General features: G+C 61.3%; 18 protein-coding genes. 4 read left to right on the top strand and 14 right to left on the bottom strand.

Going from position 1 to position 16,931, the window contains the following annotated elements; translation table 11 throughout:
• From glpK to glpD, 8 genes are all read right to left on the bottom strand, one after another.
• Positions 1-1,488: a glycerol kinase GlpK gene (gene glpK, locus ACWNZ3_RS18890; RefSeq protein ID WP_496902230.1), complete on the bottom strand. Its 1,488-nt coding sequence runs from the start codon at positions 1,486-1,488 to the stop codon at positions 1-3.
• A gap of 75 nt (positions 1,489-1,563) precedes the next feature.
• Positions 1,564-3,285: an ABC transporter substrate-binding protein gene (locus ACWNZ3_RS18885; RefSeq protein ID WP_269360770.1), complete on the bottom strand. Its 1,722-nt coding sequence runs from the start codon at positions 3,283-3,285 to the stop codon at positions 1,564-1,566.
• A gap of 78 nt (positions 3,286-3,363) precedes the next feature.
• A complete protein-coding gene (locus ACWNZ3_RS18880; RefSeq protein ID WP_269360772.1) occupies positions 3,364-3,636 on the bottom strand; it encodes a DUF2160 domain-containing protein in 273 nt (90 codons plus the stop codon).
• A gap of 114 nt (positions 3,637-3,750) precedes the next feature.
• Entirely contained in the window at positions 3,751-4,617 is an 867-nt protein-coding gene (locus ACWNZ3_RS18875; protein ID WP_496902229.1) for a carbohydrate ABC transporter permease, read from the bottom strand.
• Position 4,618: 1 nt separating this feature from the next.
• The gene (locus ACWNZ3_RS18870) at positions 4,619-5,488 is read right to left on the bottom strand and encodes a carbohydrate ABC transporter permease (protein ID WP_269360775.1); all 870 of its coding nucleotides are present in this window, start codon (positions 5,486-5,488) and stop codon (positions 4,619-4,621) included.
• A gap of 76 nt (positions 5,489-5,564) precedes the next feature.
• Positions 5,565-6,641: an ABC transporter ATP-binding protein gene (locus ACWNZ3_RS18865; protein ID WP_269360777.1), complete on the bottom strand. Its 1,077-nt coding sequence runs from the start codon at positions 6,639-6,641 to the stop codon at positions 5,565-5,567.
• Positions 6,642-6,651: 10 nt separating this feature from the next.
• The gene (locus ACWNZ3_RS18860; RefSeq protein ID WP_496902228.1) at positions 6,652-7,740 is read right to left on the bottom strand and encodes an ABC transporter ATP-binding protein; all 1,089 of its coding nucleotides are present in this window, start codon (positions 7,738-7,740) and stop codon (positions 6,652-6,654) included.
• Between the two features lie 11 nt (positions 7,741-7,751).
• The gene (gene glpD / locus ACWNZ3_RS18855; RefSeq protein WP_496902227.1) at positions 7,752-9,335 is read right to left on the bottom strand and encodes a glycerol-3-phosphate dehydrogenase; all 1,584 of its coding nucleotides are present in this window, start codon (positions 9,333-9,335) and stop codon (positions 7,752-7,754) included.
• A 251-nt stretch (positions 9,336-9,586) separates the two neighbouring features.
• Here glpD and ACWNZ3_RS18850 point away from each other — a divergent pair, with 251 nt between their 5' ends.
• The 4 genes from ACWNZ3_RS18850 (at position 9,587) to ACWNZ3_RS18835 (ending at position 12,547) form a co-directional block, all read left to right on the top strand.
• The gene (locus ACWNZ3_RS18850) at positions 9,587-10,345 is read left to right on the top strand and encodes a DeoR/GlpR family DNA-binding transcription regulator (RefSeq protein WP_114276744.1); all 759 of its coding nucleotides are present in this window, start codon (positions 9,587-9,589) and stop codon (positions 10,343-10,345) included.
• Between the two features lie 18 nt (positions 10,346-10,363).
• Complete coding sequence (locus ACWNZ3_RS18845; RefSeq protein ID WP_496902226.1) at positions 10,364-11,056, top strand: aspartate/glutamate racemase family protein; 693 nt, start codon at positions 10,364-10,366, stop codon at positions 11,054-11,056.
• 64 nt (positions 11,057-11,120) lie between these two features.
• Positions 11,121-11,579: a MarR family winged helix-turn-helix transcriptional regulator gene (locus tag ACWNZ3_RS18840; protein WP_496902225.1), complete on the top strand. Its 459-nt coding sequence runs from the start codon at positions 11,121-11,123 to the stop codon at positions 11,577-11,579.
• 44 nt (positions 11,580-11,623) lie between these two features.
• Positions 11,624-12,547 carry a fumarylacetoacetate hydrolase family protein gene (locus tag ACWNZ3_RS18835; protein WP_496902224.1) on the top strand — a complete coding sequence of 308 codons (924 nt, stop codon included), beginning with the start codon at positions 11,624-11,626 and terminating at the stop codon, positions 12,545-12,547.
• A gap of 209 nt (positions 12,548-12,756) precedes the next feature.
• Here the strand turns inward: ACWNZ3_RS18835 and ACWNZ3_RS18830 are convergent, their stop codons facing one another.
• Genes ACWNZ3_RS18830 through ACWNZ3_RS18805 form a run of 6 tightly spaced genes read right to left on the bottom strand, consistent with a single transcriptional unit; the run spans position 12,757 to position 16,904 of the window.
• Positions 12,757-13,152, bottom strand: coding sequence for a RidA family protein (locus ACWNZ3_RS18830; protein ID WP_114276740.1), 396 nt, complete (start codon positions 13,150-13,152; stop codon positions 12,757-12,759).
• The gene (locus ACWNZ3_RS18825) at positions 13,142-13,561 is read right to left on the bottom strand and encodes an acyl-CoA thioesterase (RefSeq protein WP_496902223.1); all 420 of its coding nucleotides are present in this window, start codon (positions 13,559-13,561) and stop codon (positions 13,142-13,144) included. The genes ACWNZ3_RS18830 and ACWNZ3_RS18825 overlap by 11 nt, the downstream gene beginning before the upstream one ends.
• 3 nt (positions 13,562-13,564) lie before the next feature.
• Positions 13,565-14,254: an ABC transporter ATP-binding protein gene (locus ACWNZ3_RS18820; RefSeq protein ID WP_274574425.1), complete on the bottom strand. Its 690-nt coding sequence runs from the start codon at positions 14,252-14,254 to the stop codon at positions 13,565-13,567.
• Positions 14,251-15,009, bottom strand: a complete 759-nt coding sequence (locus tag ACWNZ3_RS18815) for an ABC transporter ATP-binding protein (protein WP_496902222.1) — start codon at positions 15,007-15,009, stop codon at positions 14,251-14,253. Before ACWNZ3_RS18815 ends, ACWNZ3_RS18820 begins: the two co-directional genes overlap by 4 nt.
• On the bottom strand, positions 14,999-15,985 hold the full coding sequence (locus tag ACWNZ3_RS18810; RefSeq protein ID WP_496902221.1) for a branched-chain amino acid ABC transporter permease: 987 nt from the start codon (positions 15,983-15,985) through the stop codon (positions 14,999-15,001). The genes ACWNZ3_RS18815 and ACWNZ3_RS18810 overlap by 11 nt, the downstream gene beginning before the upstream one ends.
• Position 15,986: 1 nt before the next feature.
• Positions 15,987-16,904, bottom strand: coding sequence for a branched-chain amino acid ABC transporter permease (locus ACWNZ3_RS18805; RefSeq protein WP_274574422.1), 918 nt, complete (start codon positions 16,902-16,904; stop codon positions 15,987-15,989).
• Between the last annotated feature and the right edge of the window lie 27 nt (positions 16,905-16,931).

The following is a 16,931-nucleotide window of genomic DNA, read 5'->3' as shown; positions in this document are numbered from 1 at the left end:
TCAATACGCCAGCGTAGAGTCCACGGCACGCTTCCAGCCGGCATATTTCCGGTCGCGGGTCACCGCGTCCATAGCCGGTTGGAATTGCCGGTCCAGCGCCCATCCCCTGGCAAAGGCTTCCTGGTCCGGCAGCGCGCCCGCCCTCATCCCGGCCAGCCAGGCAACACCAAGGGCGGTGGTTTCCAGCACCTTGGGCCGGTCAACCGGGGCGTCGATGATGTCGGACAGGAACTGCATGGCCCAATCCGATGCGCTCATCCCGCCATCGACGCGCAACACCGGGTCGGCCCCCTGCCCGGTCCAGTCGGCATGCATCGCTTCCAGCAGGTCGCGGGTCTGGTAGCCGACGCTTTCCAAGGCGGCCTTGGCCAGTTCCTGCGGGCCGGAGTTGCGTGACAGCCCAAAGATTGCACCCCGGCAGTCGGGGTTCCAATAAGGTGCGCCCAGCCCGGTAAAGGCGGGCACGAGCACGACTTCCTGTGTGGGGTCGGCGGCCTCGGCCAGCGGTTGGGTCTCTGACGCTTCGCGGATGATTTTCAGCCCGTCGCGCAGCCATTGCACCACGGCCCCTGCCACAAAAATCGACCCTTCCAGCGCATAGGTCGGCTTGCCATCCAGTTGATAGGCGATGGTGGTCAGCAGACGGTTTTGCGACCTTACCGGGGTATCGCCGGTGTTCAGCAAGGCAAAACATCCGGTCCCGTATGTGGATTTCAGCATGCCCGGTTCAAAGCAGGCCTGCCCGATGGTCGCGGCCTGCTGGTCGCCTGCGACACCCAGAATGGGAATCGGGCGGCCAAAAAGATCGGCGCGGGTGGTGCCGAAATCGGCGGCACTGTCGCGCACATCCGGCAGCATCGACATGGGAATGTCGAACAGGTCGCAGATGGTCTGGCTCCAGCGTCCCTTGCGAATGTCATAGAGCATGGTGCGCGCGGCGTTGGTGGCGTCGGTGGCATGCACCTCGCCGCCTGTCAGCTTCCAGATCAGATAGCAATCGACGGTGCCGAACAGCAGATCGCCCGCCTGTGCGGCGTCACGTGCGCCGTCGACATTGTCCAGGATCCACTTGACCTTGGTGGCGGAAAAATACGGGTCCAGCAGCAGGCCGGTGCGGTCGGCCACCATGTCGGCGTGCCCCGCATCGCGCAAAGATCTGCAGAATTCGGCGGTGCGGCGGTCTTGCCAGACGATGGCATTATGGACCGGCTTGCCGGTATTCTTGTCCCAGACGACGGTGGTTTCGCGCTGGTTGGTGATGCCGATGGAAATGATATCGCGGGCGTCGATGCCCGCGCGTTCGATCACGGCGCGGCAGGTGCCTGCGGTCGTGCTCCACAAATCGGAAGGATCATGTTCGACCCAGCCGGAGTTGGGAAATATCTGGCGAAACTCCTCTTGCGACATCGCCGTGAGGTTCAGGGTTTCGTCAAAAAGGATGGCACGGCTCGATGTGGTGCCTTGGTCGATCGACAGGATATATTTCATGGGGCGCACGCTCTGGATCAAAGGGCAAAACGGGGGGCCGTTCAAGGCCCCCCGCAGTTTCTTGCAAACCGGATGTTATTCCCAGGATTTGATCAGCTCGTCATAAGCGACGGTTTTCGGCTCTTCGTCCTCGTTCGCGAGCTTGGGATAGGGCGCGCCGGGCTGTTCGAACCAGTATTCGGCACTTTCCTCCGGGTTCAGCTTCGGACCAAGGTCACCTTGCACACCCGCGCGCTCCAGACGCTCAAGCACTTTTTCCTGATCTGCGCAGAGCGCATCCAGAGCCTGCTGCGGTGTTTTCGCACCGGACATGGCGTCGCCGATGTTCTGCCACCACAATTGGGCCAGCTTGGGGTAATCCGGCACGTTTGTACCAGTGGGCGACCACGCCACGCGGGCGGGTGAGCGGTAGAATTCCACCAGACCACCCAGACGCGGTGCGCGTTCGGTGAAATGGTCGCTGTCGATGGTCGATTCACGGATAAAGGTCAGACCCACATCCGATTTCTTCAAATCAACCGTTTTCGACACCACGAACTGTGCATAAAGCCATGCGGCCTGTGCGCGGTCCACGGGGGTCGATTTCATCAGCGTCCAGCTGCCTGCGTCCTGATAGCCGATCTTCTGGCCCTCTTTCCAATAGGCACCGTGGGGCGAAGGGGCCATGCGCCACTTGGGCGTGCCGTCTTCGTTCATCACCGGCAGGTCGGGTTTCACCGTGTCGGCGGTGAAGGCCGTGTACCAGAACATCTGCTGAGCGACGTTACCCTGAGCGGGGATCGGGCCCGCTTCGGAGAATGTCATACCGGCCGCAGCGGGAGGCGAGTATTTCTGCAGCCATTCGATCGCCTTGGTCACCGCATAGACGGCAGCAGGCGAGTTGGTGGCACCGCCACGGGTCACGCAGGAGCCAGTCGGTTGCGACTGGTCGTTCACGCGAATGCCCCATTCGTCGACCGGCAGGCCATTGGGTTCACCCACGTCGCCCATACCGGCCATGGACATCCAGGCATCGGTGTAACGCCAGCCCAGGCTGGGGTCTTTCTTGCCATAGTCCATGTTGCCGTAAACTTCGCCGTTCACATCCATGTGCGACAGATCACGACCGGTGAAGAACTCGGCGATGTCCTCATAGGCCGACCAGTTGACCGGAACGCCCAGATCATAGCCGTATTTCTCTTTGAAGTCGGCCTTGTTCTTTTCGTCGTTGAACCAGTCATAGCGGAACCAATAGAGGTTCGCGAATTGCTGGGTCGGAAGCTGGTACAGCTTGCCATCGGGACCGGTGGTGAAGGAGGTGCCGATGAAATCGTCCAGATCCAGCGTCGGCAGGGTGACGTCCGCGCCCTCACCTGCCATCCAGTCGGTCAGGTTGCGCACCTGCTGATAGCGCCAGTGGGTGCCGATCAGGTCAGAGTCGTTGATATAGGCATCATAGATGTTCTCGCCCGACTGCATCTGTGTTTGCAGCTTTTCGACAACATCGCCTTCGCCGATCAGGTCATGAGTGACCTTGATGCCGGTGATCGCAGTGAACGCGGGGGCCAGTACCTGGCTTTCATATTCATGCGTGGTGATGGTTTCGGAGACGACCTTGATCTCCATGCCTTGATAGGGTGCTGCAGCATCGACGAAGAACTGCATTTCAGCTTCCTGATCGGCGCGGCTGAGCACCGATGTATCGCCGATTTCGGCATCCAGAAACGCCTTGGCGGCATCCATGTCGGCAAATGCCGGGCCGCTGAGCATTCCAAGTGCCAGCACAACGGCTGTACTTGATTTCAGATTAAGTTTCATCGTTTCCTCCCTAATTTTCGAAACGTTATGTAATCGTATGCAGCCGGATGACACCCGACCGCGGTGGAACCACATTGCCTAGACCCAGCGAAACACCGCCACGGCATAGACAAGGCAGACAATCAGGGCATACGGCTGGTTCGCCCCGACAATTCCAAGCCACGCCAGATTGATGAAGGCGCTGCCCAGAAGTGTGATGAAAAGACGATCGCCGCGCGTCGTCTCCATGCCCAGAACGCCACGGCGTGGCGTTTCGGGAAATTTGATCGCCAGAAAGGTGAAAGTGATCAGGGTGCAGGCAATGACGATAAAGAAGATCGCCGTCGGCCAGGTCCATGCCATCCAGTCCATGTCAGCGTGCTCCTGTCTTTGCGGTTGTATCTGTGGGTGTGATGCAGGCACTGATGCACGAGGTCCACGGGTCAGACCCGAAGATCACGGGGTATTTGTTAACCATTGGTTGCATCACACCCTCCCGAGGGCAAAGCCCTTGGCGATGTAGTTGCGCACGAAATAGATGACCAGCGCACCGGGCACGACAGTCAGGATACCGGCCGCCGCCAGCACGCCCCAGTCGATGCCGCTGGCGCCCTGGGTCCGGGTCATGATCGCGGCAATGGGTTTCGCGTCCACCGTGGTCAGCGTGCGGCTCAGCAGCAGTTCGACCCAGGAGAACATGAAGCAGAAGAAGGCCGCCACCCCGATGCCACTGGCGATCAGGGGCATGAAAATCTTGATGAAGAACCGTCCAAAGCCGTAGCCGTCGATATAGGCGGTTTCGTCAATCTCCTTGGGCACGCCGCGCATGAAGCCTTCCAGGATCCAGACCGCCAGCGGCACGTTGAACAGGCAATGCGCAAGTGCCACGGCGATATGGGTGTCGAACAGGCCAACGGATGAATAAAGCTGAAAGAACGGCAGCGCAAAAACGGCGGGCGGTGCCATGCGGTTGGTCAGCAGCCAGAAGAACAGGTGCTTGTCGCCCATGAAACTGTAGCGGCTGAAGGCATAGGCCGCAGGCAGCGCCACGGTCAGGCTGATCACGGTGTTCATCACCACGTAGATCAGCGAATTGACGTAGCCCATGTACCATGCGGGATCGGTCAGGATCGTCGCATAATTGTCAAACGTCAGGTTGCGCGGCCACAGGGTAAAGCTGTTCAGAATCTCCGTGTTCGTCTTCAGGCTCATGTTCAGCAGCCAGTAGATCGGCAACAGCAGGAACAGCAGATAAAGCGCCATGACCATGGCCGAACCGTTGATGCGCAGCCGACGGCGTTTTACAGATGCGCGGACGGTGGTGTCAGCGGGGATGGTTGCGGTATCGGTCATCTTATCCCTCCTTCGCGTCGATGGTGGTCATCACTGTGTAGAACACCCAGGAGATCAGCAGGATCACCAGGAAATACATCAGCGAGAATGCCGCGGCGGGGCCAAGGTCGAACTGTCCCAGCGCCATCTTGACCAGGTCGATTGACAGCAGCGTCGTGGCGTTGCCGGGTCCGCCGCCGGTGACCACGAACGGTTCGGTGTAGATCATGAAACTGTCCATGAACCGCAGCAGGATGGCGATCATCAGAACGCCTGCCATCTTGGGCAGTTCGATGAACCGGAAGACGGCCCAACGGCTGGCCTGGTCGATCTTGGCGGCCTGATAATAGGCATCGGGGATCGATTTCAGCCCGGCAAAGGCCAGCAGCGCCACCAGAGAGGTCCAGTGCCAGACATCCATCACAACGATGGTTGCCCAGGCCGCGAAGGTATCCTGCGTATAGTTGTAGGAAATCCCCAGCGCGTCGAGCGTATGGCCCAGCAGACCAATGTCCACCCGCCCGAAGATCTGCCAGATGGTGCCGACCACGTTCCACGGGATCAGCAGCGGCAGTGACATCAGCACAAGGCAGAAGCTGGACCAGAATCCGCTTTTCGGCATGTTCAGCGCCACGAAGATGCCCAGCGGCACCTCGATGGCCAGAATGATGCCTGAGAACATCAATTGCCGTCCCAATGCCGTCCACATGCGGTCGGAATCGAGCATCTCCTCGAACCATTCGAGACCCGCCCAGAAGAACTGGTTCTGCCCGAAGGTGTCCTGCACCGAATAGTTCACCACCGTCATCAGCGGGATCACGGCGGAAAAGGCGACCAGCAGCAACACCGGCAGCACCAGGAACCATGCTTTTTGGTTGACTGTCTTGTTCATCAGGCGGCCCTCTCATCTATTTTCTGCCCTTGGCAGGCGCGTCCGGCCCGGCATGCTGTGTGGCGGATGTGCTTTGTCATGCCGCCGCCCCCTGTTGACGCCAGTCGTTCACATAGACGTTCACATGATCCGGGGCGAAGGTGATGTGGTTCATGTCAGGCGAAATCTCTTGTCCTTCCGGGGACACGATATTGATTTCCTTGCCAAAAAGATCGGCGCGCACGATTTTGTGGCGGCCCACGTCTTCGACCCGGCGCACCTTTACCGGCAGGCCATCGCCTTTTGTCAGGCTGACGAACTCGGGCCGCACACCCAGGGCGACATTGCCTGTCGGCGCGCCATAGTTCTGCTGCAGGGTCAGCGCGGTGCCATTCACCACCGCCTGCGTGCCGGAAATTTCGGCAGGGATCACGTTCATCCCCGGCGAACCGATGAAATAGCCGACAAAGGTATGCTCGGGCCGCTCAAACAGCTCTTGCGGGGTGCCGATCTGCACCACGCGGCCGTCGTACATGACCACCACCTTGTCGGCAAAGGTCAGCGCCTCGGTCTGGTCGTGGGTCACATAGATCATCGTGTGGCCGAATTCATGGTGCAGGGATTTCAGCTGCGTGCGCAATTCCCATTTCATATGCGGGTCGATGACGGTCAGCGGCTCGTCGAACAGCAGCGCGTTCACATCCTCACGCACCATGCCGCGGCCCAGTGAAATCTTTTGCTTGGCGTCAGCGGTCAACCCCCGCGCGCGGCGGTTCAGCACGTCTTCCATGCCGATCATCTGGGCGATCTTCTGGACCCGTTCCGCGATATAGCCGGGTTCCTCGCCCCGGTTGCGCAATGGAAAGGCCAGATTGTCGCGCACCGTCATCGTGTCGTAGACCACCGGAAACTGGAACACCTGCGCGATGTTGCGCGCGGCGGTGGTGGCCTGTGTGACGTCCTTGTCATCAAACAGGATGCGCCCCTGACTGGGGTGCAGCAGGCCGGAGATGATGTTGAGCAGCGTGGATTTGCCACAGCCCGAAGACCCCAGCAGGGCATAGGCCTCGCCGTCAGTCCAGACGTGATTCAGCTCCTTCAGGGCAAAGTCATCTTCACCCGTCGGATTGGACAGATAGGAATGTGCGAGGTTGTCGAGGGTGATCTTGGCCATGTCCCGCTCCTCAGGCTGCCAGCGCGTAGGACGCTGGTGCCACCAGGTCGCCCGTTACGCTGAAGATGTAGATGTGACGTGGGTCCAGATAGACGGGCAGCGCGCTGCCCAGCTTCAGATCATGCACGCCGTGAATAAGGCCGACCCATTTGCGGTCAGCATAATCGAGGTGGACGAAGGTTTCGGACCCGGTCAGTTCGGTGACGGAAAGGCGGGTGTCGAACGTAACGGCGCCTTCTGCAGGCTGCGCGATTTCGACGTGGTTGGGCCGGAAACCTGCAATGTAGATGCCATCGGGAAGGTCTGCCAAGGGACCCGTCGCCGGGGCAGTGTGCCCCTGCCCGAAGGTCAGCGTGCCACCCTGTTTGGTGATATCGAGGAAATTCATCGGAGGATCGCTGAACACCCGCGCAGTCGTGGCATCGACCGGCTGGCGATAGACCGTGGGGGTCGGGCCGAACTGGGTCACGCGCCCCTCCCACATGGTGGCGGTATTGCCGCCCAGCAGCAGCGCCTCTTCCGGTTCGGTGGTGGCATAGACGAAGACTGCGCCGGATTCCTCGAAGATCTTGGGGATCTCCACGCGCAGTTCCTCGCGCAGCTTGTAGTCGAGATTGGCCAGCGGCTCGTCCAGCAGGACAAGGCCCGCGTTCTTGACCAGCGCCCGCGCCAGGGCGCAGCGCTGCTGTTGCCCGCCGGAAAGTTCCAGCGGCTTGCGGTCCAGCATCGGTTCCAGCTGCATCAGCGCGGCAGCCTGTTTCACGGCCACGTCAATCTCTGCCTTTGACTTGCCCATCAGCCGCAGGGGCGAGGCGATATTGTCATAGACGGTCATCGACGGGTAATTGATGAACTGCTGATAAACCATGGCGACCTTTCGGTCCTGTACCCGCATCCCGGTCACATCGGTGCCCTCCCAGAACACCTGGCCGCCGGTTGGCACGTCCAGCCCCGCCATCAACCGCATCAGCGACGTCTTGCCCGACGAGGTCGGGCCAAGAAGCACGTTCATCGTGCCCGCCTCAAGTGTCAGGTTGGTCGGGTGAATATGTGTCTCACCATTGACCACCTTGGACACGTTTTTGAATTCCAGCGCCATCTTTCCCCCAGTTACTCCGCGGCCTTTGAAACGGGATGATCCGACGCCTTGGCGATCCACCCGTCAAGTGCCTTGATTTCCGCTGCTGTCATCCGCAGACCCAGCTTGCTGCGCCGCCAGACCACGTCTTCGGCACGCTGCACGTATTCATTGTCCATCAGCCAGCGCACTTCGCGCTCGGTCAATCCCGCCCCGAACTGCTGCCCCAGATCGGCGGCGACAGTGGCATCGCCAAGGACCAAACGGGCCTGGGTGCCATAGGCGCGCACCAGACGGCGGGCCCATTTCGGGTCAAGAAAGCTGTAGTCGCGCATCAGCCCGTCCATCAGCGGCAACACCCCGTCGACCGGGAAATCGCCGCCCGGCAGGGCCACACCGGCGGTCCATGGCCCCTTGACGTGCAGAACCTCGCCGACCTTTTCCAGCGCGCTTTCGGCCAGCCGCCGATAGGTGGTGATCTTGCCGCCAAAGACGTTTACCGCAGGGGCACCCCGGCTTTGATCCAGATGGATGGTATAATCGCGGGTCGCCGCCGTCGCGCTGCTGGCCCCGTCGTCATAGAGCGGGCGCACACCGGAATAGGTCCAGACGATGTCATCGGTCGAAATCGGGTCGGCCAGATATTCGTTCACGAAATCAACCAGATAGCGCTGTTCTTCCGGGGTGCATTCCGGCTTCACGTCCGGGTCGTGATGTTCCTGATCCGTGGTGCCGATCAGGGTAAAGTCGGTCTCATAGGGAATGGCAAAGATGATCCGCCCGTCCATCCCCTGAAAGAAATAGCATTTGTCGTGATCGAACAGCCGCTTGGTCACGATATGACTGCCGCGCACCAGCCGCACCCCACCTGTCTGGTTGCTTTTGATCGTGCCCCGCAACACCTCGCCAACCCAGGGGCCTGCCGCGTTCACGATCATCCGCGCGGTGACAGTGATGTCCTGCCCGGTGTTGGTGTCCTGTATCGTCACGGTCCAGCCGTCACCGGAAGGGTCCGCGCTGACGACCTTGTGACGCGGCAGGATACGTGCGCCGCGCATCTCCGCATCGCGGGCATTCAGCACCACAAGGCGCGAATCCTCGACCCAGCAATCCGAATACTCATAGGCATGTTCGAATTTGGCATTCAGCGGCGCGCCTTCGGGACTGTTGCGCAGATCGACGCTGCTGGTCCCCGGCAGGATCTTACGACCGCCAAGGTTGTCATACATGAACAGCCCCAGCCGGATAAGCCAGGCGGGCCTGCGCCCTTTCATCCAGGGCATGAAGGTGTTCAGCAGTTTCGACGTCGGTGTGGTCGTGTCGAACCGCATGGAATCGTGGTAGGGCAGCACAAACCGCATGGGCCAGGAAATATGCGGCATCGCGCGCAACAGCGTTTCCCGCTCCACCAGCGCCTCGCGCACAAGGCGCACCTCGAAATATTCCAGATACCGCAAGCCGCCGTGAAACAGCTTGGTGGAGGAGGCCGAAGTGGCCGACCCGATGTCGTTCATCTCGGCCAGACAAACGGACAGCCCCCTGCCCGCCGCATCGCGCGCAATGCCGCAACCGTTGATGCCCCCGCCGATAACCAGCAGGTCGAAATCGGGCGTCATGGTGTCCTCCCCCAGCGATTGGATGCTCGCTTTCGGGGAAGGTGACAAAAAACGCATCAAAAAGGAAGAGAAAAATGTTCGTTATTGCGCGTTTTCGATAGTAAATTGAAAAATATCAACTATTTTCGCTGACATGACGGATGAGACCCCTTTGACCGAAGGCGGACAGGCGCGAATATCCCCGTGAAAAGCGTGACTGAGCCGGATCAAACGGTGTAGCAAGGTCGTATTCTTTCGATTCGAGGGGTAGAATGAGTCAAACCTTGCGCAAACCGGAGATCATCCAGATCGCCCGCCGTGAGGGGAAGGTCACGGTCGACGGGCTGGCGGAACATTTCAGTGTAACGCCGCAGACCATACGCCGCGATCTGACCGAACTTGCCGACGATGGCAGGCTTGAGCGTGTCCATGGCGGCGCGGTCCTTCCCTCGACCACCACCAACATCGGCTACAGCGAGCGGCGCGAGCTGAATCAGGCCGCCAAGGTCGACATCGGCAGTGCCTGCGCAAAGTTCATTCCCAATGATTGCTCCGTCTTCCTGAACATCGGCACAACCACAGAGGCTGTTGCGGCAGAACTGCTGCACCATGAGGGGCTGCTGGTCGTGACCAACAACATCAACATCGCGATGATCCTGTCGCAGAACCACAACGTCGAAGTGATCGTCACCGGCGGCCACCTGCGCCGGTCGGACGGCGGGCTGGTCGGTGACCTTGCCACCCAGACGATCCGGCAATTCCGGTTCGATTACGCGGTGATCGGCTGTTCCGCGCTGCGCCACGACGGCGAAATCCTGGACTTCGACGTGCAGGAGGTCGGCGTCAGCAAAACCATCATCCAACAGTCGCAAGAGGTCTTCCTGGCCGCCGACAGTTCAAAGTTCGGGCGCAAGGCACCGGCGCGTATTGCCTCCATGGCCGATGTGGACCGGTTTATCACCGACCGGCCCCTCTCTGAACAATGCCGGTTGTTCTGCGAAAAAGCAGGCACCAAGGTTCATTATGCCTGACCGCCACCGTGGCACCTCATGAGCGGCTTTATCGGAATCCTGATGCTGGACACGGCCTTTCCCCGCGTTGTCGGGGACGCAGGCAATGCTGACAGTTATCCTTTCCCGGTGCGGCTGCATGTGGTTCCCGGCGCCGGATCACCCGACATCGTGCGGGGCCGCGCACCAGACCCGGCGCTGATCGCTGCCTTTGTTGCCGCCGCCCGCGCGCTGGAAGCCGAAGGCGCCCTTGGCATCATTTCGACCTGCGGATTCCTGGTGCATATCCAGGACGCACTGGCAGCGGCGGTGGAGATTCCGGTGATGGTCTCGGCGCTGTCACTTTATCCTGCCCTGCGGCTGTCCTTTGGCACGAAGCCCATCGGCATCCTGACCGCCTCGCGGGACAGTTTGCTGGGCGGCGCGCTGCAATCGGCGGGGATTGATCCCGGCGCGGTACATGTTGCGGGCATGCAGGACTGCGCTGCCTTTGCCGGTGCCATCCTGAGCCACAAATCCGATCAGCCGGATGTGCTGGACAGCCGTGCAATCGCGCGCCATTGCACCGATCTGGCCCGGGGCATGGTGGCGCAGCACCCCGGGCTGGGCTGCTTTCTGCTGGAATGCGGAAACCTGCCGCCCTATGCTGCCGCGATCCGGCGGGCCACGGGGCGGCCGGTCTATGGTATTCTGGATGCCGCCGCGCTGTTGTGGCGCGGTGCGCAAGATTGAAAGCCGCAGCGCCGAAAGGTAGCCTTGCAAGGCACCCCTTGTTCGGCAACCAAAGGAATTCGCAATGCGCGACACCACTTTGTCCCGCAGACGTCTGCGCACCTGGATCAGGTTGCTGCGTCTGACCCGGCAGACCGAAAACAGCCTGCGCGAATATATGCGGGTCAGCCATGGCACCACCCTGCCCCGGTTTGACGTGATGGCCGCACTCTACCGCGCCGATGCACCCATCAAGATGAGCGCGCTCAGCCAGATGTTGCTGGTCTCCAACGGCAATGCCTCTACCGTGGTGGACCGGCTGGAAAAGGACGGTCTGGTAGTCCGCATCGCCGCTGCAAGCGACAGGCGTGTGGTCAATGTCAGCCTGTCCGACAAGGGCCGCAAGCAGTTCGAGGTTCTGGCCGCAGGACATGAGGCGCTTGTCGACCGGATCTTTGCCAGACTGGGGCATGACGACCTGGACCTGATCCGCGACCTTTTGCACCGCGCCGATGCCGATGCCGCTGCCGCACCGAAAAGCTGATTTACCCCAGACATGAACAACGGCCCCTGGCCGAAAGGACTGACATGAAACTTGTAACCTACCGCGCCCACGTTGAATCCGCCCCGCGCCTGGGCGTTCTGCAGGACAATACCGTTGTCGATGTGGCCGAATTCGGCGCTGGCGTCGGGCTGGCGCTGCCGCATCGGATGCTTGATTTCATCGACCTCGGGCCCGGTGCCGTGACCCGTCTGCAATCTGCGCTGCAGGCCGCGCGCGGCGATTGGGGCAATGCAACCGCTTTGCCGGTGCAGAACGTCAAGCTGCTGGCCCCGATCCCACGCCCCCGCAAGAACATCTTCGGGATCGGGCTGAACTATCTTGACCACGTCACCGAAAGCGCCAGGGCGCTGGACACCAAGCCCGACCTGCCCCGGGAGCCTGTTGTCTTTTCCAAGCCCCCGACCACTGTGATCGGTCCGGACGATCCGGTCCGGCACAATGCGGACATGACCCAACAACTGGATTGGGAGGTGGAACTGGCTGTCATCATCGGCACCCGCGCCCAGCACACCCCGCGCGCCGAGGCGCTGTCCCATGTATTCGGCTATTCCGTCATCATCGACATTTCCGCCCGCGACAACCGCCGGGCGGGCCAGTGGATATTCTCCAAGGGGATGGACAGTTACGCCCCCTTCGGCCCCTGTATCGTGACGGCAGATGAAATCCCCGATCCGCAGGTCCTGGACCTCTGGCTGACCGTGAATGGCGTTGAAAAGCAGAACTCGAACACCGCCAAGATGTTGTTCAAGGTCGACGAATTGATCGCCGACCTGAGCCGCGGCATCACGCTTGAGCCGGGCGACATCATCGCCTCCGGCACTCCCGAAGGCGTCGGCGCGGGCCGCAATCCGCAGGAGTGGCTCTGGCCCGGTGACGTGATCGAGGCGCATGTGCAGGGCATCGGCACCATCCGCCATCCGGTGATCAACAGCACCCCGCCGAAATAGGGCGCGGTGCCTTGGGGCAGTTGCGGATCGGGGCGAAATCCTGCGCCAAGGTCGCTTGTTCCGCTGCGGTGCGGGAAATGGCGGCGATGTGCGGCTTTGCGCAGGCCAGCCTTGTCCTGCTCACCTGACCTTCACCGGACCGCCGTCGTGATGACCCGCGGTCGGGATCAGCGATGTGACAGGGAAGAGGTCGTGCCTGACAACCGAAACTACGGCAGCACCGCCGTTGCTTCGATCTCAACCAGCGCCTCATCCTCGATCAATCCGGCGACAACGACCATCGCCATGGCCGGAAAGTTGCGGCCCAGGACCCTGCGATAGGCTTCGCCCATCTCGCGTTGCTTCGCCAGGTATTCGCGCTTGTCGGTGATGTACCAGGTCAGGCGCACCAGATCCTCCGGCTTGCCGCCTGCGGCCTCAAGCACCGCCCGGATGTTAAGCAGGGCCTGTTCGGTCTGCCCGATGAAATCGTGACTTTCGAACTTCTGCTCGGCGGTCCAGCCGATCTGGCCACCGATATAGATCTGCTGTCCTGCCGCTTTCACACCATTGGCATAGCCTTTGGCGGGGGCCCATCCTTCCGGCTGAATAACCTCATTTGCCATCTGGCGTCTCCTTCTTGATAAATCTGTCCAGCCGGGTGCGGATTGCATCCGTCCATGGGGCGGGCCGGCCTTTGTCGTCGATGAAGACAACTGTCGAACCCGCCGTGAAACGTGGCGCGCCTTCGCAGCGCGCGTCGTAAGCCAAACCGAGGCTGCTCCGCCCCAGTCGCGTGATGGTCAAAGCGATCTCCAGCTGATCGCCCAATCGGCTGGGGGCCTGAAACTGTGCTTCTATCCCTGCCGTGGGAATACCGCATTTCTGCTGCATCCCGGAAAAGGGCAGCAAGGCGACCTTTTCAAAGAAATCTTCGACCGTGTCGTTCATCATCTCGAAATAGCGGGGGTAAAAGACGATCCCCGCCGGATCGCAATGCCTGAACTTGACCTTCTGGTGATACACAAACGGCATGGCTCAGACCCCCAGGTACTGATCTTTGACGGGGCCGGACAGATCGTCCATGCCACCGGTCCAGACAGATTTGCCGCGTTCCAGGATCACCACCCGATCGGCGATCCGGCGCAATTCGCTGATTGTCTTGTCCACCACGAGGATCGACAGGCCCGCGTCGCCCTTGAGCGTGGCGATGGCGGCCCAGATCTCCTGCCGCACCACGGGGGCCAGCCCCTCGGTCGCCTCGTCCAGGATCAGCAGCCGGGGGTTGGTCATCAACGCGCGGCCAATCGCGAGCATCTGCTGTTCGCCCCCCGAAAGCGATCCCGCCAACTGGTCGCCGCGTTCTTCCAGCCGGGGAAACAACCCATGCACACGGGCAAAATCCCAGGCGCCGGGCCGGGCCGAGGCATGAAGGTTCTCGCGCACGGTCAGATTGGTGAAACACCGGCGCCCTTCGGGAACCAGACCCAGGCCCAGCTTGGCCGCACGATGCGCGGGCATTCCGGCCAGGTTCTGGCCTGCGAACTGCACCTCGCCATGGGTGTTTTGCAACAGGCGGCAGATCACCTTGATCGTGGTCGACTTGCCCATGCCGTTGCGGCCCATCAGCGCCACGACCTCGCCCTCGGCCACACTCAGGTCCACCCCGAACAGGGCCTGCGACGCACCATAGCTGGCGGTGATCCCGTTGAGCGAAAGCAGGCTCATGCCGCGTCCTCCTCGCCCAGATAGGCGGTTTTGACATCCGCGTTGCTGCGGATTTCGTCGACGCTGCCGGTCGCGATGATCTTGCCATAGACCAGCACGCTGATCCGGTCGGCGAGGGCAAAGACCGCGTCCATGTCATGTTCTACCAGCAGGATCGGGGCCTGATGTTTCAGGTCCTGCAGAAACCCGGTCAGCTCGCGCGAGCCTTCGGCCCCCATGCCGGCCATCGGTTCATCCATCAAAAAGGCCTTTGGGACCAGTGTCAGGGCAACCGCGACTTCAAGCTGCCGTCGCTGGCCGTGGGACAATTCCGACGTGATCGTGCTGGCATGTTCGGTCAGTCCGACCCGCTCCAGCGCCGCTGCGGCACTGTCCAGCAATGCGCGGTCCTTCATCGCCGGGCGGAAGAAACCAAAGGTGCGCCCGCTTTGCCCGATCGCCCCCAGCACAGCGTTTTCCATGACGGTATATTCCATCGCCAGGGCCGAAATCTGGAACGTCCGCGCCAGACCCGCATGGGCCCGTTGCGCCACCGACAGCGCGCTTACATCGCGGCCCATGAAATGCACCGCCCCCCGGTCGGGCTTCAGCCCGCCCGCAATCTGCTTGATCAGGGTCGATTTTCCCGCCCCGTTCGGCCCGATCAGCGCATGAATCTCGCCCGCCCGCAGGTCCAGCGAAATGCCGTCGCTGGCCTTGAGCGCGCCAAAGCTCTTGTGCAGGTCACGCACATCCAGGATCACCTCACCCGGCATGGCGCACCTCCCGGCGGGACAATCCGCCAACCAGCCCGCCCTTGGCAAAGAGCACCACAAACAGCAGGATCGCACCCAGATAGATGTGCCAGTATTCCGACAGCCCCCCCAACACATGTTCCAGCAGGATATAGACCGCCGCACCCGCCACCGGGCCGCACAGCCGCGCAACACCGCCAAGGATGATGAAGACCATGATTTCGCCTGACGTCTGCCAGCTGAACATGGTCGGGCTGACGAACCGGTTCAGATCGGCAAAGAGCGCCCCGGCCAGCCCGGTGATCGCACCGGAGATGACAAAGGCGGTCAGCCGCAACCGGTAGACATTGATGCCCACGGTGCGCGCGCGTTCCTCATTCTGGTGGGCACCGTTCAGGGCCAGACCAAAGGGCGATTTGTTCAGCAGGTTGACGGCAAAAAGCACGATCAGCAGAACGGCGAAACACAGGCCGAAGAACTGGATCGGGTCCAGCGTGTTCAAGCCGGGAAATCCGTTGCGCACATGGATCGACAGCCCGTCCTCACCGCCGTAGGCCGGCCAGGAGATTGCGAAGTAATAGAGCATCTGGCCAAAGGCGAGCGTGACCATGATGAAATAGACCCCCGAGGTCCGCAGCGACAATGCGCCGACCAGCAGGGCCACCAATGCGCTGGCGACTATCGCCACCAGCCAGATCACCAGCATGGATTTGGTTCCTTCGATCAGGAACGGTGCCTCCATCAGCGGTGTATAGCTTTGCGCGTGGCTGGCGAGGATGCCCATGGCATAGCCGCCCACCCCGAAATAGGCGGCATGGCCAAAGCTGACCAGCCCGCCCTGTCCCAGGGCAAGGTTCAGCCCCACGCCCGCCACCGCAAGCACGGCGGCCTTGGTTGCCAATGTGATGATAAAGGGCTCATCCATCGCCAGCGCCACCAGTGGCACTGCCAGCAACAGGCCAAGGATCAGCAGGTTGATCATACGTTCCGGCAACATGTCAGGCGCTCCCGAATAGGCCGGTGGGTTTAAACAGCAAGACCCCCGCCATGAGAATGTAAATCAGCATCGACGCCAGCGCCGAGCCGACCGTGGTCGCGGCAGAAGGATCCATGAAACTGGCGAAAAGGACGGGCAGCAGCGTGCGCCCCAGCGTATCGGTCAGCCCGACCAGAATTGCACCGGCCAGCGCCCCCTTGATCGACCCGATGCCGCCAATCACGATGACCACGAAGGCCAGGATCAACACCGGCTCGCCCATGCCGACCTCGACCGACTGGATCGCGCCGACCAGCGCACCGGACAGACCGGCCAGCGCCGCCCCCAGGGCAAAGACCATTGTATAGAGAACCGAAATATCGACTCCCAGCGCACCGATCATCTCGCGGTCGTTTTCACCGGCGCGGATGCGCATGCCGACACGGGTCCTGGAGATCAGCAGGAACAGGCCCACAGCCACCGCCAGCCCGATCAGGATGATCGCGAGGCGATACTTGGAATACAGGATGCCTCCCGGCAGGGTCACGGTGCCGGACAGGAAAGCAGGCGTGTCCAGAAACAGCGGGAAAGAGCCGAAAACCCAGCGCGTCGCCTCTGAAAAGATCAGGATCAGGGCAAAGGTTGCCAGCACCTGATCCAGGTGGTCGCGGGCGTAAAGCCTGCGGATCACGGTAAGTTCGATCAACGCGCCAAACAGCGCCGCCGAGGTCAGGGCGGCAATCAGACCCAGCACAAAGGATCCTGTCGCGGCGGCCCCGGCCGCGGCGGCAAAGGCACCGATCATGTAAAGCGATCCATGCGCCAGGTTGATCAGCCCCATGACGCCAAAGATCAGCGTCAGGCCGGCAGCCATCAGGAACAGCATCACACCGAACTGCAGGCCGTTCAGGATTTGCTCTATCAGCAGAATTATCGACATGCTTGCCCCGGAACCAATGTGGCGGCC

Source organism: Sulfitobacter sp. IGS-18 (assembly GCF_059628195.1).
This window is presented reverse-complemented; position numbering and strand designations above follow the sequence as displayed.